Origin of the sequence: Corynebacterium sp. 239_CJEI, from assembly GCF_001055995.1 — a bacterium.
Classification (GTDB): Bacteria; Actinomycetota; Actinomycetes; order Mycobacteriales; family Mycobacteriaceae; genus Corynebacterium; species Corynebacterium jeikeium_D.
The window spans coordinates 31,782-55,711 of sequence record NZ_JVOW01000031.1 but is presented as its reverse complement, the minus strand read 5'-3'; the positions used below and the strand labels follow the sequence as shown (position 1 = coordinate 55,711).

The 23,930-nt window shown below is 59.7% G+C and carries 20 protein-coding genes and 3 tRNA genes; 14 read left to right on the top strand and 9 right to left on the bottom strand.

What is annotated here, in order from left to right; translation table 11 throughout:
- Positions 1 to 130 precede the first annotated feature (130 nt).
- The 4 genes from ADB08_RS08755 to ADB08_RS08740 all read right to left on the bottom strand — a co-directional run bounded on the left by ADB08_RS08755 (position 131) and on the right by ADB08_RS08740 (position 4,860).
- A complete protein-coding gene (locus ADB08_RS08755; protein WP_049172480.1) occupies positions 131 to 2,152 on the bottom strand; it encodes a galactan 5-O-arabinofuranosyltransferase in 2,022 nt (673 codons plus the stop codon).
- Between the two features lie 110 nt (positions 2,153 to 2,262).
- Positions 2,263 to 3,024: a decaprenylphospho-beta-D-erythro-pentofuranosid-2-ulose 2-reductase gene (locus tag ADB08_RS08750; RefSeq protein ID WP_049172479.1), complete on the bottom strand. Its 762-nt coding sequence runs from the start codon at positions 3,022 to 3,024 to the stop codon at positions 2,263 to 2,265.
- 25 nt (positions 3,025 to 3,049) lie between these two features.
- A complete protein-coding gene (locus tag ADB08_RS08745; RefSeq protein WP_049172477.1) occupies positions 3,050 to 4,519 on the bottom strand; it encodes an FAD-binding oxidoreductase in 1,470 nt (489 codons plus the stop codon).
- A 113-nt stretch (positions 4,520 to 4,632) separates the two neighbouring features.
- Positions 4,633 to 4,860, bottom strand: coding sequence for a hypothetical protein (locus ADB08_RS08740; protein ID WP_005510976.1), 228 nt, complete (start codon positions 4,858 to 4,860; stop codon positions 4,633 to 4,635).
- Positions 4,861 to 4,879: 19 nt separating this feature from the next.
- Between ADB08_RS08740 and ADB08_RS08735 the strand changes: the two genes are divergently transcribed.
- The 6 genes from ADB08_RS08735 to ADB08_RS08710 all read left to right on the top strand — a co-directional run bounded on the left by ADB08_RS08735 (position 4,880) and on the right by ADB08_RS08710 (position 11,633).
- Complete coding sequence (locus ADB08_RS08735; protein ID WP_048732041.1) at positions 4,880 to 5,533, top strand: hypothetical protein; 654 nt, start codon at positions 4,880 to 4,882, stop codon at positions 5,531 to 5,533.
- A 51-nt stretch (positions 5,534 to 5,584) separates the two neighbouring features.
- Entirely contained in the window at positions 5,585 to 6,568 is a 984-nt protein-coding gene (locus ADB08_RS08730) for a hypothetical protein (protein ID WP_049172474.1), read from the top strand.
- A gap of 78 nt (positions 6,569 to 6,646) precedes the next feature.
- Positions 6,647 to 7,180 (top strand): GtrA family protein, encoded by a 534-nt coding sequence (locus tag ADB08_RS08725; protein ID WP_053087276.1) that lies wholly within the window; start codon positions 6,647 to 6,649, stop codon positions 7,178 to 7,180.
- Between the two features lie 18 nt (positions 7,181 to 7,198).
- Entirely contained in the window at positions 7,199 to 9,121 is a 1,923-nt protein-coding gene (locus ADB08_RS08720) for a glycosyltransferase (protein ID WP_016421829.1), read from the top strand.
- 10 nt (positions 9,122 to 9,131) lie between these two features.
- A complete protein-coding gene (locus ADB08_RS08715; RefSeq protein WP_049172472.1) occupies positions 9,132 to 10,328 on the top strand; it encodes a hypothetical protein in 1,197 nt (398 codons plus the stop codon).
- A gap of 174 nt (positions 10,329 to 10,502) precedes the next feature.
- Positions 10,503 to 11,633 (top strand): hypothetical protein, encoded by a 1,131-nt coding sequence (locus tag ADB08_RS08710; protein ID WP_049172470.1) that lies wholly within the window; start codon positions 10,503 to 10,505, stop codon positions 11,631 to 11,633.
- Positions 11,634 to 11,996: 363 nt separating this feature from the next.
- Here the strand turns inward: ADB08_RS08710 and ADB08_RS08705 are convergent, their stop codons facing one another.
- The 3 genes from ADB08_RS08705 to ADB08_RS08695 all read right to left on the bottom strand — a co-directional run bounded on the left by ADB08_RS08705 (position 11,997) and on the right by ADB08_RS08695 (position 15,069).
- Positions 11,997 to 13,103, bottom strand: a complete 1,107-nt coding sequence (locus tag ADB08_RS08705; RefSeq protein WP_049172468.1) for a glycosyltransferase — start codon at positions 13,101 to 13,103, stop codon at positions 11,997 to 11,999.
- A 168-nt stretch (positions 13,104 to 13,271) separates the two neighbouring features.
- Positions 13,272 to 14,054, bottom strand: a complete 783-nt coding sequence (locus tag ADB08_RS08700) for an ABC transporter ATP-binding protein (RefSeq protein ID WP_005510871.1) — start codon at positions 14,052 to 14,054, stop codon at positions 13,272 to 13,274.
- 46 nt (positions 14,055 to 14,100) lie between these two features.
- On the bottom strand, positions 14,101 to 15,069 hold the full coding sequence (locus ADB08_RS08695) for an ABC transporter permease (RefSeq protein ID WP_080971508.1): 969 nt from the start codon (positions 15,067 to 15,069) through the stop codon (positions 14,101 to 14,103).
- 471 nt (positions 15,070 to 15,540) lie between these two features.
- Here ADB08_RS08695 and ADB08_RS08690 point away from each other — a divergent pair, with 471 nt between their 5' ends.
- Positions 15,541 to 16,809, top strand: coding sequence for an aminotransferase class V-fold PLP-dependent enzyme (locus tag ADB08_RS08690; RefSeq protein WP_049172466.1), 1,269 nt, complete (start codon positions 15,541 to 15,543; stop codon positions 16,807 to 16,809).
- A 16-nt stretch (positions 16,810 to 16,825) separates the two neighbouring features.
- Here ADB08_RS08690 and ADB08_RS08685 read toward each other — a convergent pair whose 3' ends face one another.
- Positions 16,826 to 17,794, bottom strand: a complete 969-nt coding sequence (locus tag ADB08_RS08685) for an NAD(P)H-quinone oxidoreductase (RefSeq protein WP_048732059.1) — start codon at positions 17,792 to 17,794, stop codon at positions 16,826 to 16,828.
- A gap of 197 nt (positions 17,795 to 17,991) precedes the next feature.
- Between ADB08_RS08685 and ADB08_RS08680 the strand changes: the two genes are divergently transcribed.
- The 5 genes from ADB08_RS08680 to ADB08_RS08660 all read left to right on the top strand — a co-directional run bounded on the left by ADB08_RS08680 (position 17,992) and on the right by ADB08_RS08660 (position 22,146).
- A tRNA-Ser gene (locus ADB08_RS08680) sits at positions 17,992 to 18,076 on the top strand.
- Between the two features lie 541 nt (positions 18,077 to 18,617).
- Positions 18,618 to 19,409 carry a DUF11 domain-containing protein gene (locus ADB08_RS08675; protein ID WP_049172464.1) on the top strand — a complete coding sequence of 264 codons (792 nt, stop codon included), beginning with the start codon at positions 18,618 to 18,620 and terminating at the stop codon, positions 19,407 to 19,409.
- A gap of 58 nt (positions 19,410 to 19,467) precedes the next feature.
- Positions 19,468 to 20,196: a hypothetical protein gene (locus tag ADB08_RS08670; protein ID WP_049172462.1), complete on the top strand. Its 729-nt coding sequence runs from the start codon at positions 19,468 to 19,470 to the stop codon at positions 20,194 to 20,196.
- A gap of 290 nt (positions 20,197 to 20,486) precedes the next feature.
- Positions 20,487 to 21,260, top strand: a complete 774-nt coding sequence (locus tag ADB08_RS08665; RefSeq protein WP_049172604.1) for a hypothetical protein — start codon at positions 20,487 to 20,489, stop codon at positions 21,258 to 21,260.
- Positions 21,253 to 22,146 (top strand): hypothetical protein, encoded by an 894-nt coding sequence (locus ADB08_RS08660; protein WP_239660051.1) that lies wholly within the window; start codon positions 21,253 to 21,255, stop codon positions 22,144 to 22,146. The genes ADB08_RS08665 and ADB08_RS08660 overlap by 8 nt, the downstream gene beginning before the upstream one ends.
- 14 nt (positions 22,147 to 22,160) lie before the next feature.
- Here the strand turns inward: ADB08_RS08660 and ADB08_RS08655 are convergent, their stop codons facing one another.
- Positions 22,161 to 23,300 carry a histidinol-phosphate transaminase gene (locus ADB08_RS08655; protein WP_049172459.1) on the bottom strand — a complete coding sequence of 380 codons (1,140 nt, stop codon included), beginning with the start codon at positions 23,298 to 23,300 and terminating at the stop codon, positions 22,161 to 22,163.
- A gap of 211 nt (positions 23,301 to 23,511) precedes the next feature.
- Here ADB08_RS08655 and ADB08_RS08650 point away from each other — a divergent pair.
- Together ADB08_RS08650 and ADB08_RS08645 are read left to right on the top strand one after the other, a co-directional pair.
- Positions 23,512 to 23,603 (top strand) — tRNA-Ser (locus ADB08_RS08650).
- A gap of 3 nt (positions 23,604 to 23,606) precedes the next feature.
- Positions 23,607 to 23,682, top strand: a tRNA-Arg gene (locus ADB08_RS08645).
- Positions 23,683 to 23,930 lie beyond the last annotated feature (248 nt).

Sequence of the window (23,930 nt, the reverse complement as noted above, 5' to 3'; positions counted from 1 at the left end):
GGAAAGATACTACGGTAATTGGCGTTTTTCTTTGAGTTTGCAACGCGAAAGTTACATCACAGTTTCCACATTAGTAACAGGAATCACGTTTACGGCAGGGGATAGCCGCCCAATACCTACTTGCCAACACCTACTTGCGAACCGCCACTACAAATGGGCCGACCTGGTTTAGCTCCCAGTGCTTCTCAAATGCAGAGCGGGCAAAATTCAGGCTCCGGAAGACCACATTCGGATTGTTCGGATAGATATCATCCGCGATGTCCAACGTCAGCGGAGCGGCATCCTCGCCATCAGGCGTCTCAACTTCGCCTCGCAGCACAATGGCATCTGGTCCGCGCCACGGCGTTTCGTCCATTGCCTGCACGAGCTCATCGGGGTCGCGAATTTCCGACCATTCCTCCAACGCCTGATTACGGCGGTCAAACTCACCCAGAGGGTTAGCGTAGTGGCTGGTCAGTGCCTGGAATCCGTACCAGGGATAGAGTGCCTGGAAATTCTTCTCATCCGTCAGCACCACCGTCTGGGCCGGATCGAGCCCAGCCTCCTTCAGCGTTTGGTCCACCGCTGAGTACCACGCCCCGGCATTCGGTGGGAAGCGGTCCGCGCGCTCGCCGTTACCGTCGGTGTCGGTATGTGCCAAGTCGATGGCGCCATGCAACTTATTCGGAATCGACTGCGCGTAGCCAATGCCCGCCAGCAGCAAGACTGCCGCCATTACCGCGGAAACACGCTTGGCAATGTGAGCTGGTGCCGCCTGCGGCCAGTACTTCTCGATGCCGTTGAGACGGGCGTCGGCAAGCGCGACCACACCAGCCGCAATCAACATGAACGTAATCGGTGCGGTGAGGCGAAACCCCAGCAGCGTGCGTCCGAGCAGCGTCGCCACCATCGAGGCCACTACCCAGCCATAGAGCACCAGCGTGCCCAAGCCGAGCGCGCGCGCATCCGGCTCTGTGGCGCTGACCAGCATGCGCACGACACCGATGAAACACAGCACACCGATCACGCTGGCGGCGAGCATCGGCAAAGGCAGCTGCGCACCCTCCGGCGGCAGGTAATGCGTCGCTGTCGCGCCCGAGCGCGGTGCCCCCGTCGCAACCGCCAGCATGTACGGACCCCACACCGTCGCCGCAATCAGCATCGATCCCACGCCCATAATGATCAGGCGCACTACGGGAATCCACGAGCTTGACGACGTCCACGCGACCACGGCCAACACGACCACAATAAGCGCGCCTACGGCAGTGTAAAGAGTGTAGAAAGTCGCAGAAATACCCAGGAAGACGAGTACGCCAAACATGGCGGACCAAGCGCCGGTGAGACCGCGCCAGGCCATCACGGTCATCGCCGGAAGACCCATAGCAACGACTGCGGCGTAGGGCTCATCGGCGACAGTGGCCAGGGCGACGGCCGTGGTTGTCAGCGCAATGCCAGTGGCTACTGGCAGGGAGCCACTCAGGCGTTGCCACACCGGAACCAAAACACAGCCAGCAGCGGCGAGTGTCATCAACGCCCAGGGCTGGAAAACCTCCCAGCCGGCAATGCCCAGGATATTGGCCAGGCGTCCGCCCAGGAAGAACCAACCAGCGGGGTAGAAAGACGGGATGTCGATGTACGACATGTCATGCAGGCCAGGCTCCGCGGCCATCCTGGTGAGGTACTCAGTGCGGAACTCCTGGTCGACAGACAGACCGTCTAACCACAGTCTGGTCGAGCCAAGCGGCAGGCCGACGGCAGAGACCACCAGAATGGCCGGTGACATGTAAGCCATCAGGTATGTCAACCACGTTAGCCACCGGGGGCGATTGTCTTTGCCCTTGGTGGCGAAGAAATACAGCAGGACGGTGGTGAGCGTCAGCGTGATGACAATCAGCGCTGTTGCGACTGCCCTGGTCAGCTGCGAGCCGCCAAAGGCCGGCAGCGACAGGCGGTGGAACACAAACCAGGACGCCAGAGCGATAACTGAACCGCCCACAAGCGCAGCAACTAGGTAGAGGAAGGCAGCCTTGAGGGAGAGCTGGTCATCATTGAAGATCTCATAGCGATCTTCGTCAACCAGCTCACTATAGGATCGTGCGCCCGTTGTGTTGGCGCTAGTGTTGTCGGCACCCGTGGTGTCAGCGCTCGAGGTTTCGGCCTGCTTGTCTACCATGCCCTCAAGTTTTGCACAGGAACCGGACTCCGACGAACGGCGGAGCTAAAGGTGGGTACGTCAGCCCGTCAAGCCCCGCCGAGTTCTATCTAGTCCCTCGAACCCCACTTTTAAATCGGCAGCTTCTTGAAGATTGGGCGCGGGATGTGCTTCAGCACCATCATCACCAGCTGGAATGCTGGCGGAGCCCAGACCAGGGTCTTGCCGGCCTCGACGGACTTCACCGCGAGCTTGGCGACATCTTCCTTATTCACAGTCAGTGGCGCCTCGTCCACGTCAGCGGACATACGGGTACGGACCTGACCCGGGCGGATAACCAGGGTCTTGACGCCGTACTCCTCCAGGGCCTCACCCAGGTTTAGGTAGAAACCATCTAGGCCGGCCTTGGTGGAACCGTAGACAAAGTTGGAGCGACGCACGCGCTCACCAGCAACGGAGGACATGGCAATGAACTGGCCGTGGCCCTGCGCCTTGAACTTCTGACCAACCAGAACACCCATCGACACCGCGCCGGTGTAGTTGATGTTCGCAGCCAGGACGGCCTTGCGCTGGTTCTGCCAGAGCTCCTCGGCGTCGCCAAGCATGCCGAACGCGACGATACAGATATCCACGTCGCCGTCGGCAAATGCCTTCTCGACGACCTCCGGGTGGGAGTCGAAGTCCGTTGCGTCGAAGTCGAGGGTGACCACCTCGGAAGCGCCGGCGGCCTTCATCTTCTCAGCGGAGGCCTCGAGCAGTGGATCGTTGGGCAGGGAAGCCAGGATGACCTTGGCCGGGCCCTTCTTCAGGAACTCGGCGGTAATAGCCAGGCCGATTTCACTAGTGCCGCCGAGCAGCAGGATGGACTGGGCAGCGCCTACAGCATTAATCATTGGGGCTTAAATCCTCTCGGTTCTTTTAGTGCAGTTCCAGTCGACGCGACATGTCAGAGGCGAAGACACCGTGCGGGTCGATCTCGTTGCGGGTGTCCAGCCAGCTCTGCATCTCGGGGTACATCTGGTGGAAGTTAGCGGCGGAAGTGCGCGATTCCTTGGCCAGGTAGAGGCGGCCGCCGAACTCCATGACGCGGCGGTCGAGGTCGTCCAGGAACTGGCCGAGACCCGGCTTAATCGGGAAATCCACGCAGACGTTCCAACCCGGCATCGGGTAAGACAGCGGAGCGCGATTACCCTCGCCGAACAGCTTGAACACATTCAGCGCCGAGTAGTGGCCGGAGCGCTGGATATCGCGGACAATCTCCTTGAACGGCTCGACGGCCTCGCGCGGAACAACGAACTGGTACTGCAGGAAGCCCTTGGAGCCATAGCCGCGGTTCCACTCACCGATGAGATCCAGCGGCTGGTAGAACTGCGTGAGGTTCTGCACCTGGTTCCGGTAGGTACCGGACTTCAGCCACCACAGCTCACCAATGCTGATCATAGTCAGCTTGTTCATGGTGAAGGACGGGAAGATATCCGGCACGGTCACCAGCTGCGGAGCGTTGAACTTCAGCGGGTCCTTGGCCAGCTTCGGGGCGTATTCCTCCAGCTGAGCCAGGGTTGCCAGCGAACCGCGGGAGATTGCGGCGCGTCCCAGCTTCGGCTCCGGCGAGATGGCATCGAACCACGCGGAGGAGTAAGTGAAGTTCTCCTCGGAGCCATCGGAGTGGAACTCGATGGTTTCGTCCAGAGTGTGGGTCATGTCGCCATCGGCGATGAAGTACGCCGTCTCGGTCTTGGTCATCTTGATCCGAGCGCGGACAATAATGCCGGTCAGGCCCATGCCGCCGACAGTTGCCCAGAACAGCTTGCCGTCCGGGTCATCTGCGGAGCCCTCCGGCTCGAGATGCAGAATACGACCGTCGGCGACCAGCAGCTCCATCGACAGCACATGGTTGCCGAAGGAACCTGCGGAGTGGTGGTTTTTACCGTGAATGTCCGGGCCAATGGCACCACCGATGGTGACCTGGCGAGTACCCGGCAGTACCGGCACCCACAGGCCGTAGGGCAGCGCGGCCTTCATCAGCTGGTCCAGCGTGACACCGCCGTCGACATCAACAATCGCCGACTCCTGATCAATGGAGTGAATCTTGTTGAGCTTCTGCATGTCGATGACAAGACCGCCCGAGTTCTGGGCGGGGTCGCCGTAAGAGCGGCCCATACCGCGGGCAATTACACCGCGGCGCAGGTGGTCAGGCTTGTCGGAGTTCTGGTCTGCGACAGCCTTGACGGCGTTAACGATTTCATCCAAGTCCGGCGTCGACAGCACCTGGGACTTAGCGGGGGCGGTACGACCCCAACCGGTCAGGGTCCTGGCTTCTGTGTGTACGGCTCCGTAGGCACCGTTCGAAGCATCGGTGCTGGACTTGCCGTTAGTGTTAGTGGACATCAAGGCTAGGCTACCCCTTTGCACCGGCTCCGTCGCCCGTGACGCTCCGAGGTGTTGGTCACGCTTGAGGCTGCGCACGGGCCGTCGGAAAGCGAACGAAATGTACGAAGAGGCTATAGATCCATAATTTTTCGGATCTCTTCCGGCAGCATTTCCTGCGAGGTGATCTGCGGGCCGTCGTACGCCTCGAGTGCGCGGTAGACCTGTGCGCGTTCCTTGCTGTCGAGGATGGGCAGTTCCTCGGCGAACAGCATGACCATCTGGTTCGACAGCGGGGTGTTGGTGTACTCGGCGGCCATGTTGATGGTTTCACGCGGCTTCTTCTTGAAAAAGTCGAACATGCGATACAGGCTACCCCGCGTGGGATCCGTCACTCGCGATACCATCAACCTCATGACTTCCACGCCTGCTGCTACTCCGCAGACCCTTGCCGTATGTAGTTCCACATCGCCCGTTGTCATTTGGCATGTGGAGCTCTCGCCGTCCTTTGCAGGCGAGAGGTTGTCGGGTGCATGGCTGGTGGATCCGCTTGACGACGGAGCCCTGGAGACCGCCACCAATCTGCTCACCGGTTGCTTTGTTGCGTCTGTGACCGCGGGCGATGGTGACGGTGACGCTGCGGCAGAGAGCGCTGAGGGTGCTGAGGGTGCGGACTTGCTATCGCAAGCGATTGAGCAGGCGGGGGCCACGGTGATTGACCTGCCGGCATCCGTGGCCGGCATTCGTGACCACATCGGGCAGCTGCGCGCTGCCGCGAAGGAAGAGAAGGCCAAGCCCGGCAAGGGAAATCTGACGGAGCCGCGGTTTCCCAAGGTCAACGACGTGGAGGTTATTGATTTTCCGCATGTTGGCGAAAAAGTCGCAGGGCCGGTGCTGGGGCTTGCCCGCGGGGTAGAAGAGCTGGTGGCGCAGTGGACCGCGGTGGAGTCGCAGCGCCTGCGTCGCAAGTACTTGGTAGAGCCGTGGGGCGCGGAGCCGCGCCAGATTCCACTGGTAAAAACGCGCGCATTGTAGCGAGTTTTTGCTATCCAGGCCACATTGTTTTTCCTGCGTACGCTGTGAGGTATGGCAGCACAGACCGATAACGTAGTCGCCTTCCCGGGCGTTCGCGTGGCCACGGAACCGGCCACGCTCATTATCGGTGCCTCTTTAGAGGAAGAACCGTGCAGTGCCCACCGCGTCTTCGGGGTCAATGACCAGATGGATCTGCGAAGCCTGTCCCGCGTGTTAGCGGTCATCTTTGGGTGGGGCGAGGAAAGCGTGCCGACGAAGTTCCATTTGCCCGGCTCTGCGGTGGAGTCTGCGGCGCAGCTGGTGACTGGCGGCAGACCCGCAGCGGTCGGAGTCGTCGATGTTCCCCTGTCCACCACAGTTGCCGAAGTGCTGCAAAGTCCCGGCGATACCCTTATCTGGCAGTGGGGCCTGTGGGAACATACCTTGCAGGTCAGAGAAGCTTTTGCCCGCGATGAGGCCACCCCGGATGCCCTGTGTATCGGTGGCTCGGGTTCAATCCGCGCACTGGGGGATGTGGACGCGGAGGAGCCGGTAGATATTGCCGCAATCAATAGGGAATTGACCGGACGGGACTCTATTCAAAATACGTTGGCCACCGCTCGTGCTGATGTGGTGGACATCATCGAGCGGTCGGGGGTGTTTGAATTCGTGCCCCTGTTACAGGCTCTGGACCTGCAGAGGTCGGAATCAACCGCGCTGGAATTGACCGGGGAGGCGGGGGAGAGCGTCGTTAAGCGATTGCGCGCATTGCCTATAGAAGACGCTGAGAAAGACCCGGCCGGGCACGATGCGGCGTTGGTGGAGCTGCTGTGCTTGGCGGCGTTGACCTCGGATGAACTGCGGCATGATGTGGCGGCGCATGTCATGGAGCGCCTCGGCTGGGAGAGCGACGAGGGCATCCCGCTATCCGGCGAGGACGTGGAGGAATTGGCAGCGGCTAGCTGGGCGGAGATGAGCGCGCTGGGGCTAGCTGGGGAGGATGCGCTCTCGCCGGTGGAGCGGCTGGATCTGCTGCGTGAGGCGCTGCGGCGTTAGTTCTTTTCTCCTCTTTATTGCCTGTTTATGTTCGCGCTGGCTGTTTGTTAGCTGGCCGGTGGCCTAGAATTCCTAGGCGTGTCAGCGAATGAAACAGCAAATGAAAACCCGAACCGCGACAACGGCAAGCTCGGAAACGGCTCCCACGAAAACGGTTTTGTCGTAGAGGACTCGGCCGCAGTGCCAATGGCGACGGAGACCAAGGACGAGCACGGACTGAAAGTGCAGATGATGCGCTTTATCATCTCCGGCGTCATCGCGGCGGTGGTGGACTTCGGCCTGACGTTCATCATGCTCAACGCCTTCGGGGCGACCAACTTCTGGGGCAAGACGGTCGGCTGGGTTTTCGGCACGATTACGGCGTACATCATTAACAGCCGCTGGACCTTCAAGTCGAAGTCCTCGGCGAAGAAGGTGCTGGCAGTTGCGGTGCTGTACCTGATTACTTACGCCACGCAGGTCGGTATCTTCAACGTGTTGCAGCCCTGGCTCGTCGAATCCTGGGACTGGAACGCGCAGTGGGCACAGTTCGGCGCATTCGTTGTCGCGCAGGGCGTTGCGACGGTAATTAACTTCATCATTCAGCGTGTATTCATCTTCCGTGTGAAATAGCGCGATACGCTGGGGGACGTGACTTCGACTGCTTCTAATAAGGAATCCACTCAGCTGACCGCCGAAACCGATGTTGACATGCTGACTATTCAGCGCGTGCTGTTTGCTCCGCCCGCAGACTGGGTGGAGCCGGATTTGTACTACCGAGTCGAAGGCGTTGGCGCCTACGACAGCTCGGTGCAGGCCACCCGTAACTCGATCACGCTCGGTCGCCACACCGTAGTGCGCACTGACACCTACTTCGGTCGCTTCAGAGCCTCTTACTGGCAGCGCTGGACCTCAATTAAGCAGGTCGAAATCCGTGCGCGCGTGGTCGGTTCCGCGCGTGTGCTGGCCTACACCGAAGATATTGGGGGCCACCTCCGCTTGGAGGACTCCTGGGCAGCGGGCGGCTCGGATGCCGACGGCAACTGGACCGGTGAGCACTCGCCGATGTCAGGTTCTGCCAATGAAGAGGTGCGCCTGACCGTCCCGCTGGACCGCTTCGCCGATGGCGGTGCCATTCACTTGCGCTTCGACACCGAGGACGCAGGCGCAAAGATTTCCGATGTCCGCTATGTTGTGCCCAAGTCGGCTATCAAGCGCGATATTCCGACTGACCTGGTCATTTGTTCCTACAACCGGCCGGTTGACTGTGCTCGAACCGTCGCCACGCTGGCAGAGGACCTGCCAGCCCTTGAGCGCGTTCGCACCATCCGCGTCGTTGACCAGGGCGAACAGCACCCGGCCGACGAAGCCGACTTCATCCAGGCCAAGGAGATCCTCGGCGAGCGTCTGAACGTTGTCCACCAGCCGAACCTCGGCGGCGCCGGCGGTTTCTCCCGCGGCATGCGCGACGCCACCGCTGCGGGCGACTGCATGGTTCTGCTTACCGACGACGACATCCGCCCCGAGCCCGAAACCACCTTGCGCCTATCCGCCCTGGCCGTATGCGCGGAAAAGCCGATGCTGCTCGGCGCGCAGATGCTCTTCCTGTTCAACCCGACCAGCCTCTTCCGCACCGGCGAGACCTACAACTGGAAGGCGCTGACCGTCGAGGAGAACGACCCCAAGTTCGGTTACGCCGACGTGGACGTGCGCAAGTACCACCAGCTGCGTCGCCTGGGCGTTGACTACAACGCCTGGTGGACCTGCCTGGTGCCGTCCGAGGTCATTAAGAAGATTGGCCTGGCGCTGCCGCTGTTCTTCCAGTACGACGACATCGACTACGGTTTCCGCGCCGCCAAGGCCGGCTACCCGACTGACACCATTCCGGGCGCCGCCGTCTGGCACGCCGATTTCTACTGGAAGGACATCGAAAACGCCGCCCAGTACTTCGGCCTGCGCAACTCCCTCATCGCCGCCACCATGCACGGCGATGTCACCGCAAAGGACATGGTCAACGTCGCTTCACGACGAATCCTCTCGAACCTGGTCTCCATGCGCTACGGCCTGGCCTGGACGCAGATGGAAGCTGTTCGTGACCTGCTGCGTGGCCCGGAGGTGCTGAAGAACGCATCGCAGGGCGACTTCGCTCGCATTTCTGCTGGTCGAAAGAACTTCCCGGAGACCGAGCTGCTGCCGATGCACGAGATGCCGGGTGGTCTGACCCCAGTTCGCCCGCCGTCACACGAGATCTCCAGCGAAAACAAGACGATGGCCAAGCGGCTTGCGTACACCCAGATGGGTAAGAAGCGCCCGGGGCCGGTGGCTGTGGCCTTCGAGGACTCCTTCTGGTGGCACATTTCCACCTTCGACGATGTTTGGGTCACCGATGCCTCCCAGAACGGTGTGCGTCACCTGGTCCGCGACCTGGATAAGGAAAAGTCCATGCGCGCCGAGACCATCAGCCTCATGCGCGAACTGTCCTCCAAGTGGGACGACCTTGCGAAGCAGTGGCGTGCCGCCGTGCCATCTTTGACCAGCGAAGACAACTGGGAAAAGTTCTTCCAGGGCGAGTAGTTCTTCAATCATGACCACGCACACACCCACGCCTTCGACTAGCTCAGGTGGCAAAACCCGCAAGCAGCTCATCGCCATTTTGGTGCTATTGGTGCTGATTATCCTGTTGCTGGCTCTGTTCCTTTTCCTCCAGGTTTCTGGGGATCGAGGTGGCGATTCGGCGGCTGCTGAGGGCAGTGTGTCGTCGTCAAGCGAAAATGGCGATGCGCAGGCGCAGGCGCAGGCGGAGAAGGCCGTCGTAGTGTACAAGCAGGTGCTGGCGAACCCGGCGCCGCTGCAGACTTTTGTCGGTGAAGTTAGTCCTGGTGGGGCGATGAAATATGCGCTCGTGCATCTTGATGATGGGTGCGTGCCCGAGCTGGTGCTGAACTATGGCACAAGTGCGATGAGCGCCGAAATTGATGCGATTGGTGTCTACGGCGTTGACGAGAATGGTCAGGAAATTCAGTTTCAGAATTCCTACCATGACGGCGTGACTTCTGTGGGCGGTGTACGTCGCGCTCTTCAGCGAGCTACTGGTCAGCCGGGTATGTTCTCGTTTTCTGCAGAGAGGATGGGGCGCGATCAGGAAGATTTGCTGGTGACGCGCCAGGGCAATGAGCTGGTGGAAACGCCTGCGAATCCGGGTGCCGGGGAGTTCGAACAGTTTAACTGGATTCCGGCTGACAACCTGGATGTCGTCGAGGCCATTGCTGCTGGTAATGACTGCGCGCCGAGCTCGGGCTCGGGCTCGAATGGTGCTGGCGCTGATGGTGGTAACGGTGGCAACGGCGGCCCGAATCCGACGGCGGGGCGGTCGGCTTCGGGGTCGGGGTCTGGTTCGGGTTCGCAGTCTGGGGCTTCGGATTCTAGTTCGCTGGGGTCGAGCAACGGGACCAGCGGCCAGCAGACCGTAACCGGTACTGTGAAGGTTTTCCAGAATCGAGCCGAGGTTCTCGCTTATCAGCAGCGTGAGGATCCGAACCCCCATCTTGCCGACGATCGACACTTTGCGATTTTGGTTCTCGACCAGCCAACTGAAGTGACAGCAACGCTTGCAGGAAGTAATGAAACTGAGACACGCACTATCGGCCATGTCGTGATTAACCCAAATCGCCACAGCGATGGGGAAAGGGCAACGATTAGCTTCTCAGCTGACGAGAAGTACTGGCCGTCAGACACCGGCATTCCGTTCGGTCTCGCAGTTGAGGACGGCGCCAAGTATTAAGTAAGCGACAGCTGGGTGTCCGCAGCTAGTTATCCACAGCCGCCAAATTGTCCACAGATAAGGGCAATTCGGCGGCTTTTCTTCTGCCAATATTCACGGAGTCGGCCATAAATGAAGGCACTAATTCCAATGTGTGAATTCCTGTAGCCGACCGCGGGGAGTGTGTCCAAACCAATGCCTACCTGGACTTACGATTCCGATGGCCTCATCCATGCGGCTGCGCAGAAGCAAATCAAGCATCCTTGTGAATACGTCAGTGCCACGTCACAGCTGGATAATCTGCACGGCCACGTCGAAAGCACAAATATTCGAGATAGATCCCTGCTCAGACTGGCGCACGGCACCTACATCGAGTGCTCTCGCTGGAATGCGCTGTCAGCATTCGAACGTTTTCAACTGCAGATAAAGGCACTGGTCAAGCCAGGTTCCGGGACAATCATTACGGGCGAAGCAGCCGCTGCGTTGCATGGCATCCCGTTGCTTGTTCGAAATGCCACAATCGCGCTTGCCAATTCCGGCCTGCGCCGACCTGGCGGCGGATTGCGCCATGTCGGTGGCAGAATCCTCGAACAAGACATCGTTCGCATTGGTGGGCGCTGCGTTACAGATGTGCCGAAAACCGTCATCGATATCTGCCGCACCGCCGAGTCCGAAAACGGGCCAATCATCGTTGACACCGCACTGCGACAGTGGTGTGACCTCGAAGAACTGCACACTGTCCTCACAAATTACCCACGTTCGCCGGGTACCCGCCGCGCCCGCGAGCTACTTCGAACTGCCAGCGCACACAGCGAAACCATCGGTGAGTCAATCACAAAGAAATGCATAATCGACTCAGGAATTGCCACGCTTTACGACGAAAAATGCGTGCTCATGCAGCAAGTCGAGTTCTATGACAGTGAAGGATTCATTGGGCGCGTCGATTTTTATGTGCCTCATCTGAATTTGATCATTGAGTTCGATGGGCTGACTAAGTATTCCGGTGGCGGGGTAGCAGCTACGGAGACTGTGCTTCTGAAAGAGCAAGCTCGCGAGAAGCGTCTGCGAAACCTCCACTTAGATGTACTCCGCTTCCAATGGTCACAGGTCATTAATGGGGACTGCGTGGAGGTCTTGCGACAGTTCGCTATTCGGCAGAGGCAGCGCATTCAGGCAGGTGGGTTGGTATTTTCGTCCGGAGTTGGGCGTTTTCGTCAAGCCACTGTCCCGTATAAAGATCGGCAGCTCCGTGAGTCGAGAATCCAGGAGCGTAAGCAGCGTTTGCAGCTTCTGGAGAATGCACCGGCCTCGCGCGACTCAGGCTAAGTTCAGCTGCTGACCTATTGCAATTGTGCTCACCGGACTTGGAACGATTTCGAGCGGACTGGCTCGGATTTCCAGCGACTTATGGCCAACTTTCCGCCACTTGTCGATGACTTTTCAGGACTTATGGCCACGCTGTTGGCCTGGCCCGCGCACTTATCGTAGGACTATTCACTTATGCGCAGGCTGTAGCGCATCGATGAGTGAATACCTCATCGATATGTCAGTGGAGGAGAAGGGAACCAGGGGTTAGGTAACACTTTTGCGCACTGAGCACTCGAAATGCGGACTACACGACCCGGGCGAGATCAAATATGCAGGCCAGCGCCACAGCCTCAGCCCCACCAGCCGCAACGCCAGCCCGAACTACTTCGACTTTGGATCGAAGCGCTCGAAGTTCTCCCTGCGCCCCTGCTTCAGTAGCTTGAACCAGCGGTAGAAGCCGCGGACATCGCGGCGCTGGACCAGGAAGAACCAGCCGAAGCGCAGGAACTCCTGTGGCATGAGCTTGCGCATGCCAGGCTGGCTCATCAGGTAGCCGCGGTTGCGGTAGGTGAAGTAGCGCTTGAAGTCATTGGTCGGGTACTGCGTGTGCATTTTGCCGCCGAGAATGGGCACAAATTCACCCGAACCGGAGGGGTGCAGGTAGGCCGTCGTCAAGCATGTGCCGAACCGGAGGCCGGAGCGGACCAGGCGGCGGTGGAATTCGACCTCGTCGCCGCGGATGAATAGGCGGTAGTCGGGAACGCCGAGCTGTTCCAGCGAGCGGGCGCTAAACAGTGCGCCGTTAAACAGGGATGCGATGCCGGGCAGGAGGTCGTGGTTGCCGTCGATGGTTTCGAGGTCGCTAGGCAGTTCGAGTCCGGTCGCAGCCTTCTGATCTGCGAAATTGGTGAACCATCTCCGCCCCTCAGAGTCGTTCACTGCCGGGAGTTTGGGGTTGATTCCGCTTTCGAAAAGCTCCTCGCGATGACGACGCCACACCAGCCCGCGGCGCAGGGGGAATGCCAGCTTGTTCGGAGCCTTAATATCGCAGACCACCGGCGAGACAGCGTCGAGCTGGTGACGTCGCGCGCAGCTGTGCAGCGCCTTCAGCACGTAGGAGTCCTCCGGGCGCCCGTCATCATCGGCGCACCAAATCCACTCCGCGCCCAGCGACAGCGCGGTCAGCATGCCCAGTGCGAAACCACCAGCGCCGCCCAGGTTTGTCTTGGAGCCGAGGTAGTGAATTTCCGGCGCCGATCCGCTTTCCGACGACTGCTGCGCCGCCACCTGCTCGGCGAGTTCCTTGACCTTCGGGTCGTTGCCGTTGTCGACGATGATGAGCCACTTCGGCATGTGGGTCTGGCTGGCAACGATGGGAAGCGATTGACGCAGGTCCTCGATGCGGTTGTGAGTCACCACGATTGCGGCCGTTGCTGCTTCATCGTGCTTTGGGTGGTCAGCCGAGTTTTCGCTCACTTCGTTCTCCATCGGGGGAAGTACCGTTTATTACTGTTTTTATTGCTGTCTATCTTGCCATGTTGCTCCGGGTGGGCAATTCCAAGCATCCGTGCCGCCCGCCAGCCGCCGGCCGGCTGCCCGCGAGCCGCTCGCTCGGCCACGATGGGGGGAACCGCGCCCGGACTCCCCGCGAAGCTACTACCGTCGCTGCGCGAGCACGCGGCGCACCTGGTCGGCGGCCTCTTTACCTTCGTAGGCTTCGACCACTTCGTCGACAAGCCCTGCCTGTCGAACCGTACCGTGATCAATCCACAGCGCCGTGTCGCACAGCTGCGCCAGGAACTCATTCGAGTGCGACGCAAACACCAGCAGACCGGAGCGGTCGACCAATTCGGTCAACTTCGTCCGGGCCTTCGCCATGAATGCGGCGTCGACGGCTCCGATGCCTTCGTCGAGAAGCAAAATCTCCGGCTCAATGGACGTGACCACGCCGAGCGCCAGTCGCACGCGCATACCGGTGGAGTAGGTGCGCAGTGGCATGTGCAGGTAGTCGCCGAGTTCGGTGAACTCTGCGATTTCGTCGAGCTTGGATTTCATCTGCTTGCGCGTCTGCCCCAGGAACAGACCGCGGATGATGATGTTTTCCAGGCCTGAGATCTCCGGGTCCATGCCGACACCGAGGTCGAACACCGGAGCCACACGGCCGCGCACATCGGCGGCACCGCGCGTGGGCTCATAGATGCCCGACAGCAGTCGCAGCAGCGTGGACTTACCCGCGCCGTTGTGACCTACCAGGCCGACGCGGTCGCCCTCGCGCAGGTGAATGTTGATGTCCTTCAGCGCTTCAATGACCACGACATTGGAGTCATTGCGGCCAATCGCACCACCCGCGGCGCCGAGGAACGCCTTCTTCATCGACCGCGATTTGGCGTCGAAAATGGGGAAGTCAACGCACGCGTTGTAAGTATCAATGCTGACCATGCTTATCCCTTGCTAGTTCTATTCGCTTTACGACGGCCCTTGCGGCCTAAACCCAGTAGCTCACGCGGGAGCGCCACAGGCGCATGGCCCCGAGTGCCAGCAGCAGGCCGACTGCGGTGCAGGCGAGGACTATCCACCAGTGGTAGGTATCCACCGGCTCGCCGGTCAATGGGGCGCGGATGATTTCCAGGTAGTGGAACAGCGGGTTGATCTCTGCGATGCGTGCGCGTTCGGCGACGGCACCGCCCTGTTCCTCCAGCGTCTTGGTGGTCCACACAATCGGAGTCATGTAAAACACCAGCTGAATTAGGGAATCCAGCAGTGGTGCCACGTCGCGGTAGCGCGTAGCGATGATGCCGAAGAACATCGTCACCCACACGCCGTTGACCACCAGCAGCGCCATCGCGGGGATGACCAGGAAGAAGTTCCAGCCCAAATCCGGCCGGAAGACCAGCACGAGGATCAGCCAGATCACCATGTTGTGGGCCAGGAAGAGCAGCTGCCGCCATACCAGCCTGTAGACGTGAACACTCAGCGCACTGGGCAACTGTTTGATCAGGCCTTCGTTTTCAATGAAGACGGTTGCGCCCTCGCGCACGCAGCCGGAGATGAATCCCCAGATGATCAGGCCAACGGTCACGTGTGGCAGGAAGAACGCCAGCTCCTGCTGGAACAGCAGCGAGTACAGCAGGCCGAGAGCGAGGGCCATGGCGCCGGTGGCAATGGTGATCCACAGTGGGCCAAGCGTGGAGCGGCGGTAGCGCTGCTTGATGTCCTGCCAGCCCAGCTGCAGCCACAGCTCGCGCTGGCCGAAGCCGATAGCTAGATCCCGCCAGGCAGCGCCCATGGTGCGGGAACGCGACTTGAAAGCCGGTGCCTCGCCTGTTGCGTCAGTTATGCGCGCAATGTTGCGACGGAGAGTTTCCTCCGTGCGGATAGCGGAGCCATTGCGCACAGTATTGGCCGGCTGGTCGGCTGCAGCTGCGGATTGGCGATCATTTTCTGCGTTAGTCACGTCTCCAAACTACTAGCTAGGGCGGTTTAGATTGAATACCGACGGCACCGGGCGAGCCATTATTCCACGTCGTGACGGCGAACAACCGTCGCGTGGGGTGGTCGTCATTGGTGGTGACGTGGTGCTTCTGAGGCTGTTTCCACGGTTGGTTATGCGACTGGTTATGTGACCCTGGAAAACTTACATACAATCGCCGCTGTAACTGCTTTATGGCATGCAGCTGGTGCATATGGTTCACGCATCGGGAGTGCTTGCGCATGGCTACAGGCAAGAAAAGTTCGGCCAATTTTAAGCAACTGCTAAAAAGGGATAAAGATTATCCTATATGGGGTTGCTCCGATAGAATTGGCTCCAACTAAGATGTGCAATCGATACACGGTTCGGGGCATGGATGCTCGATTCGTGGGTGATTGCACAGTTAACTCTGAAATAGATATCGCAGCTTGAATTCGAAACCGGGAAAGGGTTTTCATGGCCTTCGATGTGCCGACAACCAGGGGTGCTTACTCGTCGCTTTCCGACGGTTGGGCATACCTCAATGCGGGTCAACGCACCCAGGTACCCGAGCGTGTCCAGGCCGCGATGATTTCTGCATTTCGCAATGCGCAGAAGTCCCTTCCTGGTGAGACTGGGGCGGGGGCTCATGGCCAGTCGCGCAGCTCGGGCGTTCCCGCTGCAGCGGAACTAACCGCCAGTGCGCGCCGGGCTTTTGCCGACCTCACTGGCGGCCCGGTCGCCGGCGTGGTGTTGGGATCTTCGCGTGAGGTGCTCATGGAGCAGTTCACGTCCGCAATGAGTCGACGCTTGACGCTCGGCTCTAACCTGGTGATTTCTCGCATTGGTTCGCAGGTCGTACACGCACCACTACGCCGAGCAGCCAATCTCTACGGAGCTCAAGTCCGCATTGCTGAGGCTGACTTGTCCTCGGGTACGTTGCCGTCCTGGCAGTTCGACGAGCTCGTAGACGAGCACACTCGCCTCGTTGTCGTCCCGGCCGCGGATCCGTTCATTGGCACCATTGCCCCGGTAGCTGACATTTCTCGGCGGGTGCATGAGTACTCCAACGCCTGGGTTTTGGTTGATGCCTCGGATATTGTCGCCTACCGCGATGTGTCGATGAGCAAGCTGGGCGCCGACATCATGCTGGTTGATGCCTCCGTGCTGGGCGGGCCTGAGGTCGCAGCATTGGTGTTCAAGGATCCCGAGATGTTCGAGCGCATGACGTCGTTAAGCTATGTGCCGAATGTGCGCGGCGTCGAGCGGATCGAGGTTTCCCCGGTGTCGCCGGCATTGCTCGGCGGAGTGTCGGAATCGGTGCTGCACCTGGCATCGCTGGATAGCACGGCGAGGGGGTCACGTAGGCATCGCATTGAAACGGCGATGCCGCAGGTTTCTCGCTACTTGACGACGTTGTCGGAACGCCTGATTGCGGCGTTGATGACCCTGCCGCGGGTGTACATCATCGGCATGGATACCGAAGATGATTCTTTCGCGAGTGTGTCGCGGGCACAGCACATTCCGCGCGTTAGCTTCCTCGTCGATGGGGTGTCGGCGAAGGTGGTTGTGGACAGGCTGCTGGATAATGGCCTCGTGACCAGCATTGTTGATGCATATGAATCACCACTGCTGGAGGCCATGGGCATCGATGAGGCTGGAGGCGCCGTGGGAGTTGGCCTCCAGCCGTTCAATACGCCGCACGATATTGACCAGCTCGTGCGCGCAGTTGCCTCGCTCGGTTAGCTAGGTAGTCAGCTAACTAGACGGTCAGCACAATCTTGCCGCTGACCGCGCCGCTGTCGAGCAGCTCGTGGGCCTTGGCTGCGTCGCGCATATCCATGACCTCATGAATTTGAGGGGTGACGGTGCCGTCGGCAAGCATTGGCCAGATGGTGTCCTCTGTGGCGTTGACGATGCGAGCCTTGTCAGCGAGATCGCGGTAGCGCAGGCCGGTGGCGGTGATGGAGCCGCGCTTGCTCAGCAGGCGGCCGATGTTGAGCTCGCCCTTAACGCCTCCCTGCATGCCGATGATGACCAGGTGGCCGTCCTTCGCCAGGGCCTTGACGTTTCGGTCGAGGTACTTTGCGCCCATGATGTCCAGAATGACATTGGCGCCACCCTCAGCTGCAACGATCTCCTCGAAGTCCTCTTCCTTGTAATTGATGAGGATGTCGGCGCCGAGCTCCTTGCACTTAGCCAGCTTCTCCGCCGAACCGGCGGTGACTGCGACGCGAGCACCGAGCCGCTTGGCCATCTGAATAGCGAAAGTGCCGATGCCACCCGCGCCACCGTGGACCAGCAGTAGGTCGCCTTCCTTGAGGCCGGCAATCATCACGACATTCGAGAACACCGTGCAGGCAACCTCGACGATGGATGCGGCCTCGGTGAAGGAGTAGCCATGTGGCAGGGGGAGAATCTGGCCGGCCGGGACTGCGACCTTTTCGGCGTAAGCGCCACCGGAGAGAAGGCAGCAGACCTCGTCGCCGACTTTCCAGCCCTGGGAGTCCCCCTTGACCTCTTCAATGACACCCGCGCACTCCAGGCCGAGGGTGTCGGTCACGCCTTTCGGTGGCGGGTAGTGGCCAGCGGCCTGCAGTAGGTCAGCGCGGTTTACGCCAGCGGCTTTGACCTTGACCAGCACCTGCCCATCCTCGAGAGTCGGTTCCGGAGCATCGGCCCATTCCAGGGCGCGGGGGTTGGAAAGATCAGTCTGAATGATTGCCTTCATAGTCTTCAAAGGTAATGCAAAAACTGGTTATGCACGCGGTATTTCAACCTCTTTTGCAATTAGCAAAAATAGTTATGTCTGTAGAGGTGGATGCTTGGGGTGTGGTTTCCGATGAAGGGCTTGCGAAAGGTGCTGGCAAGGGGTGTTATGAGGGCGTTTGCTGCCTTACGGCGGTATGCGGTTATGATGTTGGCGTTGGAAGTATGGCAGAGCGGCCGAATGCACTGGTCTTGAAAACCAGCGAGGGTCACACCTCCGGGGGTTCAAATCCCCCTGCTTCCGCAGATGAAACCCTCGGTAGATTTTCTACCGGGGGTTTCTTCATTTCTCTTAAAAGTTGGCGTATGTGCTGAGGTCAGCGACGGATAGTCGGACCTTTGGGGGGCTTTCGTGGTTAACCCCGTTATGGGGTGGTCGGACGGGCATGTAATTGGGCTCTTTGGATACTCCTGAACAGCGTTACAGGGGGGCAAGCTGGGGTGTTTTGTCGCGGGATGGAAAATGGGGGCAATTTTGGCAGCGGTGTGGAACAGCCATTTCAGGGCAGTGCGTATTTCTATAGTTAAAAGTATTCCAGCCGGCCCAAACCTGTAACGCATGTGCGGACATGTGACTGGTGTGACTGATGTGGCGACATGGTTTTCGATTTTTAGGGCGATGTTCGAAAAATGGCTACTTGTTGCCGCCGTCGATAGGCGTCGTATTAACTATCGCCAAGTGAACCGCACGCCGATGCATCACGCGTGCATTCCTACTGGAGAACCGCCATGTTTGGCCTACTCCGACCACAAGTCTTCGCATCGTTAAAAGGAGCCCGTGACAGATGGCAACTCGCACCGTACGTAACCGCAGCATTGCTCGCATTGCTGCACTCTCTCTAGCTGCAGGTATGACCTTTGCGGGATTCGGTAATACCGCACATGCTCAGGACCTGCTGAGCGTTGATTCCATCACTCAGACTGTCACCGACGCCATTGGTGAAGTCACCGGTACTGGTTCCTCCAGCGCGACGCATAGCTGGAAGAACTCCAATGTGACGCGATCCGTTGAGGTCAATGGTGTCGCGGGTGCCGTCGTCAAGCCTGGCGATGTCGTGACCTTTACTCTGACTTACACGGACAACAACATCTGGGGTGCGAAGTCCTACATTCAGCGCATGACCGATGTCATTCCGAATGGTCTGCAGTACGTGGCCAACTCGGCGACGTACAAGGTCGGCAACGATGAGTGGGCGAATCCGAACGAGTCGGATAAGTGGCTGGAAATCGTTAACAACGGTGCGGTGGAGTTTAAGGCCGGCACCATCTTTCAGGCATGGGGCTCCCCGACCACGTCGACTGTGAGTTTCAAGTGGAAGTACCGCGTCACGAACGCAATTGCCGACGGTGCGTTGAATACGGGAACCGAAATCCACTTCAACCCGAGCAATTCGGTGGAGAAGCTGCATGACATGGGGCCGAAGCTCACTGTGAAGCGGGAGGCGCCAGCTCCGGATATTCCGGGTATTCCGGATGTCCCAGGTGGCTCGCTGGGCTCCCCGAGCCTGCAGTCGCCGAGCCTGCCGTCACCGGGCTTCCAGTCCCCGGGGCTGCCGTCGCCGGGCATTAACCGCTAAGTAATTCCAGCTTTTCCACCGCGCCTGTTTTCAGGTTTTCACAGAAAGTTTTCCCATCATGCGCAATATGCACTCCAAGAACATCGCGGCCTCTCGTCCGCGACGTCGCTCCCGTACCGCCATTGCCGCAGTTACCCTCGCAGCTGGCTTGACCTTCGGTTTCGGCGCTCCTGCCATGGCGCAGTCCCCGGGTCTGCCCTCGCCGAGTCTGAACTCGCCAGGACTTAATTCGCCTGGTCTGACCCTGCCGGGCTCGAGCGCCCCGAAGGTGAAGCTCGGCACTGTCGGTGGCCCGATTTGGTCTGCTGATGTTTACTCGCAGATTATCCGCGGTAAGGAGGTCCGACCGGGTGACGAGGTCACCATCCGTATTGAGGTCGTCGGCGTCAATGGCGAAGGCAAACTGCGGGGAATCGGCCACAACATCCCGGCTGACTTTGAGCTCGTTCGTGTGACTCGCCAGTCGCAGGACAATATCCTCGGTGGCGGTATTTACACGCTGAAGGAGGGGGAGTACGTCAACACCGAGCGCAACGGTAATCGTCAGGTGCGCCTGTCTTGGACGGAGGGCGGCTTCCTCGGTGTCTTCAAGGACAACCCGACTGTCAGCAGTTCGAAGTCTGTCTCCGTTGACTTCACGTACAGGGCTCCAGGCTATGAAGGTGAGTTCGACAACGGCGGCTACGCCAACTTGGGCGCGGCTTTTAACCCGACCGCGAACTGGGTCGTTGGCGGCGAAAAGGTAGTCGTGAACAAGAATGCGAAGCCGTCGTGGTGGCCGTTCTAACGACTGTTCGAGGTCGCGATTAGCGGCAGTTCTCTCTGAGGGATAAGTAAAAACTTCCCCAGATAGAGAGCGAATTGCAGAACGTAAACCCCCGGTCGCATGCGGTCGGGGGTTTCGTGTGTCCGAAATCTGCCACAGGTAATTTTGCGGAGGTAATTTAATTGCTCCGACCAACGTGTACTGTGGCCTGAAACAATACGGGCAAATTGCTAAAACCGGTAAGCTCGGTCTTGCTGTAATACAAACCCAGCGTCATGCTGGCGGACGGTATTGAGGGAAAAGGTCGAACAATGGCAACGAATCGGAGCAACCACTCGGACGACTCGTTCGGTGAGTGGAGCATAAATCCGGGCACGTCAGATGATCAACCCTCCGCTGATACGCCGGCAAATGCGTGGAGCGCTGTGGATGAGTCACAGTGGGAGCAGCCTGAGGGGAAAACGCAGGACTATCAGCCCCAGAACCAGCAAACCCAGTATCTGCAGCAGCAGTATCCACAGTCCCAGCAGCCTGAACCATACCGCCCTGCCCCCTATGTTCCAGGTCCGCAAGCTGGTCCGGCTGCTGCGCCGCGCAATGACAACAAGGGACTGACCATCGCGGTTATTGTCCTGGCACTCGTTGCGGTCGCTCTCTTCGTCGGCGCAATGGCATACTTCTACTTCTCCGATTCGAAGGGAGTGAATTCGGCTGGCAGCAACTCGTCCCAGTCGGTTCAGTCCGCTAGTGCTGAGGGTTCCTCCACCTCGTCGACCGCTGAGCAGAAGCGTCGCGCTGAAGGGTTCCAGCCGCCATCGAACTGGCGTCACTGCTCCGGCTCGGGCGATCCGGGTGATTTGAACTTGGTATATGCAGAAGATGTCGGCGGTAACACGACGACCTGTCAGTTTGCCACCAACGTCCGCAATTCCTTCGTTGAGCAGTACCAACTTACGAAGAAGCTTAACGGTACTGTCACCGCTAGCAGCCCAACAACAGGCAAGACATACAGCATGACCTGCCGCGATAACGGTGAGGTTGTCACTTGTACCGGCGGTACGAATGCGACGGTGCACATTGTCTAAACGTCTCCGAGTAGCTCTGGCCGCAACCGCCGTCGTCACGCTCGGCCTTAGCGCCTGCACCATTGGCACCGATTCGGCGGACATGCCGTCGCCGACGCTGTCCAATCCGCTTGACGACGGCCCCGGCGGCGCATCCTCCGACGGGAAAGTTGTGCCCGGTGAGATGCCTCGCGAAGTTGTCGAGGCCGTGAAATCCGCGCAAAAGGAACTCGGTGGTTTGGCCGGCGCCGCTCTGGCAACGCCGGATAAGGATTCCGAAGTGGTTGCCACAGGTGACTTCAAAACGGGTCCGGCCTGGTCGACCTCCAAGGTGCCGATTGCGGTGGCTTATGTGCGCCAATCGGGCGTGGATTCCCTGGTCGAAGACGCAATCACGGTTTCCGATAACGATGCGGCTGAGTCCATGTGGTACTCCCTGGGCGATGACGCGACCGCGGGCGCGACCACCGACGAGATTCTCCGAGAGGGCCACGACACCCGCACCGTCATGGGCACTGACCGCATCCGTGCGGAATACACCGTCTTCGGGCAGACGCAGTGGGATTTGCGCGACCAGGCTATTTTCGGCGCCAATTTGCAGTGCATCGAGGCGGGCCCAAAGGTCGCTGACCTCATGGGACAGATTGCCGACGAGCAGTCCTACGGCCTCGGACGCATCCGCGGCGCCCACTTCAAGGGCGGTTGGGGTCCCGATGATGAAGGCGTCTACCTTGTGCGGCAGTTCGGCTATCTGCCGGGCAAGAAGCCGGGCACCTTCGTTGGTGTAGCTATCGCAGCCCAGCCTGACGACGGCACCTATGAGACCGGCCAGCAAATGCTTGACCGCATCGCAAAGGCGATTGAGCGCAGCGGTGGCGCGACCACCGGCCGCGCCGGTAGCTGCTAGCTGAGCGATAGCTGTTAGCGCTCAATTCCTAGCGCAGCCAGCAACTGCGAGGTCTCGTCCTCAGTAGTGATGGTGATACGAGCACCTTCGCCGGCAAAGCAGCGGATGAGAATGTTGCGCTGCGCCAAGAAGTCACCGAGATCCGTGGTGGTGGCCACCGAGACGTCGTCAAGCAAAGAGAGATCCGCAATCCGACCCTCGTCAATCCAAATGAAGTTGGCCTGCGAGTTCGGCAGCACCGTCTCGCGGCCGGTGGCGGCGTTGATGGCCTCTGTGACGGCGACGCGCTGTGCGCGGACCTCAGCAATGCGGGCGGTGAGCTCTTCCTGTGCGTCGAGCGAGGTGAGCGCGGCAATCTGCGCGAGAGTGTTTACGGAGAAGGGGATAGCGACCTTATTCACGGCCTCCACAAGCTTGTCCGGGCCGAACATGTAGCCCACACGAAGCCCGGCCAAACCGTAGACCTTGGAGAATGTGCGCAGGCCAACCAGGTTGGGGTAGGTATCCAGCAGCTCATGCGCCAACGGGGTAGCAGCATGAGTGGCCTCGTCCACCAGCTCGATGTACGCCTCGTCGAGAGCGACCACAACATCGCCCGGAACCTGCGCCATAAACTCCGCGAATGCCTCGCGAGTGATGGTCGTGCCCGTCGGGTTATTGGGATTACAGACGAAAACCAGGCGTGTGCGGCCGGTGATAGCGGCAGCCATTGCCGAAAGATCATTGCGACCCTGCGCATCCAGCGGCACCGGCACCGGAGTAGCCCCAGCGACGCGAGCGAGAATGGGGTAGGCCTCGAAGCTGCGCCACGGGAACACGACCTCATCCCCATCCGCACAGGTGGCCTGTACGAGCTGCAGGCACAGAGCAGAGGAGCCGCAGCCGACCGCGACCTGCTCCAGGGGCAGACCCAGATGCTCGCCGAGCTTAATGCGCAGGTCAACCGCGCCCATGTCCGGGTAGCGGTTCGGGCTGGTGGTTGGGTCAGCGATGGTCTGCGAGATGGCCTCCACCACCGAGGGCAGTGGCGGTTGGGTCATTTCATTGGACGCGATCTTCAGCGCGCCGGGCACAGCCTTGCCCGGGACATAGGCCGGAACCTGCTCGAGGTCGGCACGGGTTTTGGGCTGAACTGAAGATGCATCGTTGGTCATAGGCCTAACTGTAGAACATGGCCCGGATTGGGCAGTACAGAATCCCCGCAAAATCCCAAGGTGTGGTCGCTATTTGTGGCGCCGTATTTGGTGGCTCCGCGGGTGTTTTGCTTTTCAATTCTTGTGTTCTGTAGGATTGGCTGCGGTTATTTGGTCTCGTCCACGCAATGGCGAACAGCTTTGCTGAAGCGGGATCGATGCCAGTGGTTTTGGAGGCGTGCCAGAGCGGCCGAATGGGGCTCCCTGCTAAGGAGTTGCCTGTCTTGCGACGGGCCGGAGGTTCGAATCCTCTCGCCTCCGCCACACGCGCCCGTAGCTCAACGGATAGAGCATCTGACTACGGATCAGAAGGTTAGGGGTTCGAATCCCTTCGGGCGCACCATGTAGACCCGCACCGTGGAGGTGCGGGTCTTTTTGTTTTATTACCTGGCAGTGCAGCGCGAGCCGGGGCATTGCGGGGCGGGGCAGCGCGGTCCTTCACTTGTGGCCAGGGTTCGGTCACTTATCGATGGTTTCTCGTGGCCTGTCGATGGTTTTGCGCCACTTATGCGCGCGCTGTGGGTGCTACGTGTGCACTTGTCGATGCGCTGTTCACTTGTGGCCAGGCTATAGCGAATCGATGGGTGAACT

Excerpts from the sequence above, each read along its gene's own strand:
- ADB08_RS08755 (WP_049172480.1), bottom strand. The coding sequence starts at position 2,152 with ATGGTAGACAAGCAGGCCGAAACCTCGAGCGCTGACACCACGGGTGCC.
- ADB08_RS08750 (WP_049172479.1), bottom strand. The coding sequence starts at position 3,024 with ATGATTAATGCTGTAGGCGCTGCCCAGTCCATCCTGCTGCTCGGCGGC.
- ADB08_RS08745 (WP_049172477.1), bottom strand. The coding sequence starts at position 4,519 with ATGTCCACTAACACTAACGGCAAGTCCAGCACCGATGCTTCGAACGGT.
- ADB08_RS08740 (WP_005510976.1), bottom strand. The coding sequence starts at position 4,860 with ATGTTCGACTTTTTCAAGAAGAAGCCGCGTGAAACCATCAACATGGCC.
- ADB08_RS08730 (WP_049172474.1), top strand. The coding sequence starts at position 5,585 with ATGGCAGCACAGACCGATAACGTAGTCGCCTTCCCGGGCGTTCGCGTG.
- ADB08_RS08715 (WP_049172472.1), top strand. The coding sequence starts at position 9,132 with ATGACCACGCACACACCCACGCCTTCGACTAGCTCAGGTGGCAAAACC.
- ADB08_RS08710 (WP_049172470.1), top strand. The coding sequence starts at position 10,503 with ATGCCTACCTGGACTTACGATTCCGATGGCCTCATCCATGCGGCTGCG.
- ADB08_RS08705 (WP_049172468.1), bottom strand. The coding sequence starts at position 13,103 with ATGGAGAACGAAGTGAGCGAAAACTCGGCTGACCACCCAAAGCACGAT.
- ADB08_RS08700 (WP_005510871.1), bottom strand. The coding sequence starts at position 14,054 with ATGGTCAGCATTGATACTTACAACGCGTGCGTTGACTTCCCCATTTTC.
- ADB08_RS08690 (WP_049172466.1), top strand. The coding sequence starts at position 15,541 with ATGGCCTTCGATGTGCCGACAACCAGGGGTGCTTACTCGTCGCTTTCC.
- ADB08_RS08685 (WP_048732059.1), bottom strand. The coding sequence starts at position 17,794 with ATGAAGGCAATCATTCAGACTGATCTTTCCAACCCCCGCGCCCTGGAA.
- ADB08_RS08675 (WP_049172464.1), top strand. The coding sequence starts at position 18,618 with ATGGCAACTCGCACCGTACGTAACCGCAGCATTGCTCGCATTGCTGCA.
- ADB08_RS08670 (WP_049172462.1), top strand. The coding sequence starts at position 19,468 with ATGCGCAATATGCACTCCAAGAACATCGCGGCCTCTCGTCCGCGACGT.
- ADB08_RS08665 (WP_049172604.1), top strand. The coding sequence starts at position 20,487 with ATGGCAACGAATCGGAGCAACCACTCGGACGACTCGTTCGGTGAGTGG.
- ADB08_RS08655 (WP_049172459.1), bottom strand. The coding sequence starts at position 23,300 with ATGACCAACGATGCATCTTCAGTTCAGCCCAAAACCCGTGCCGACCTC.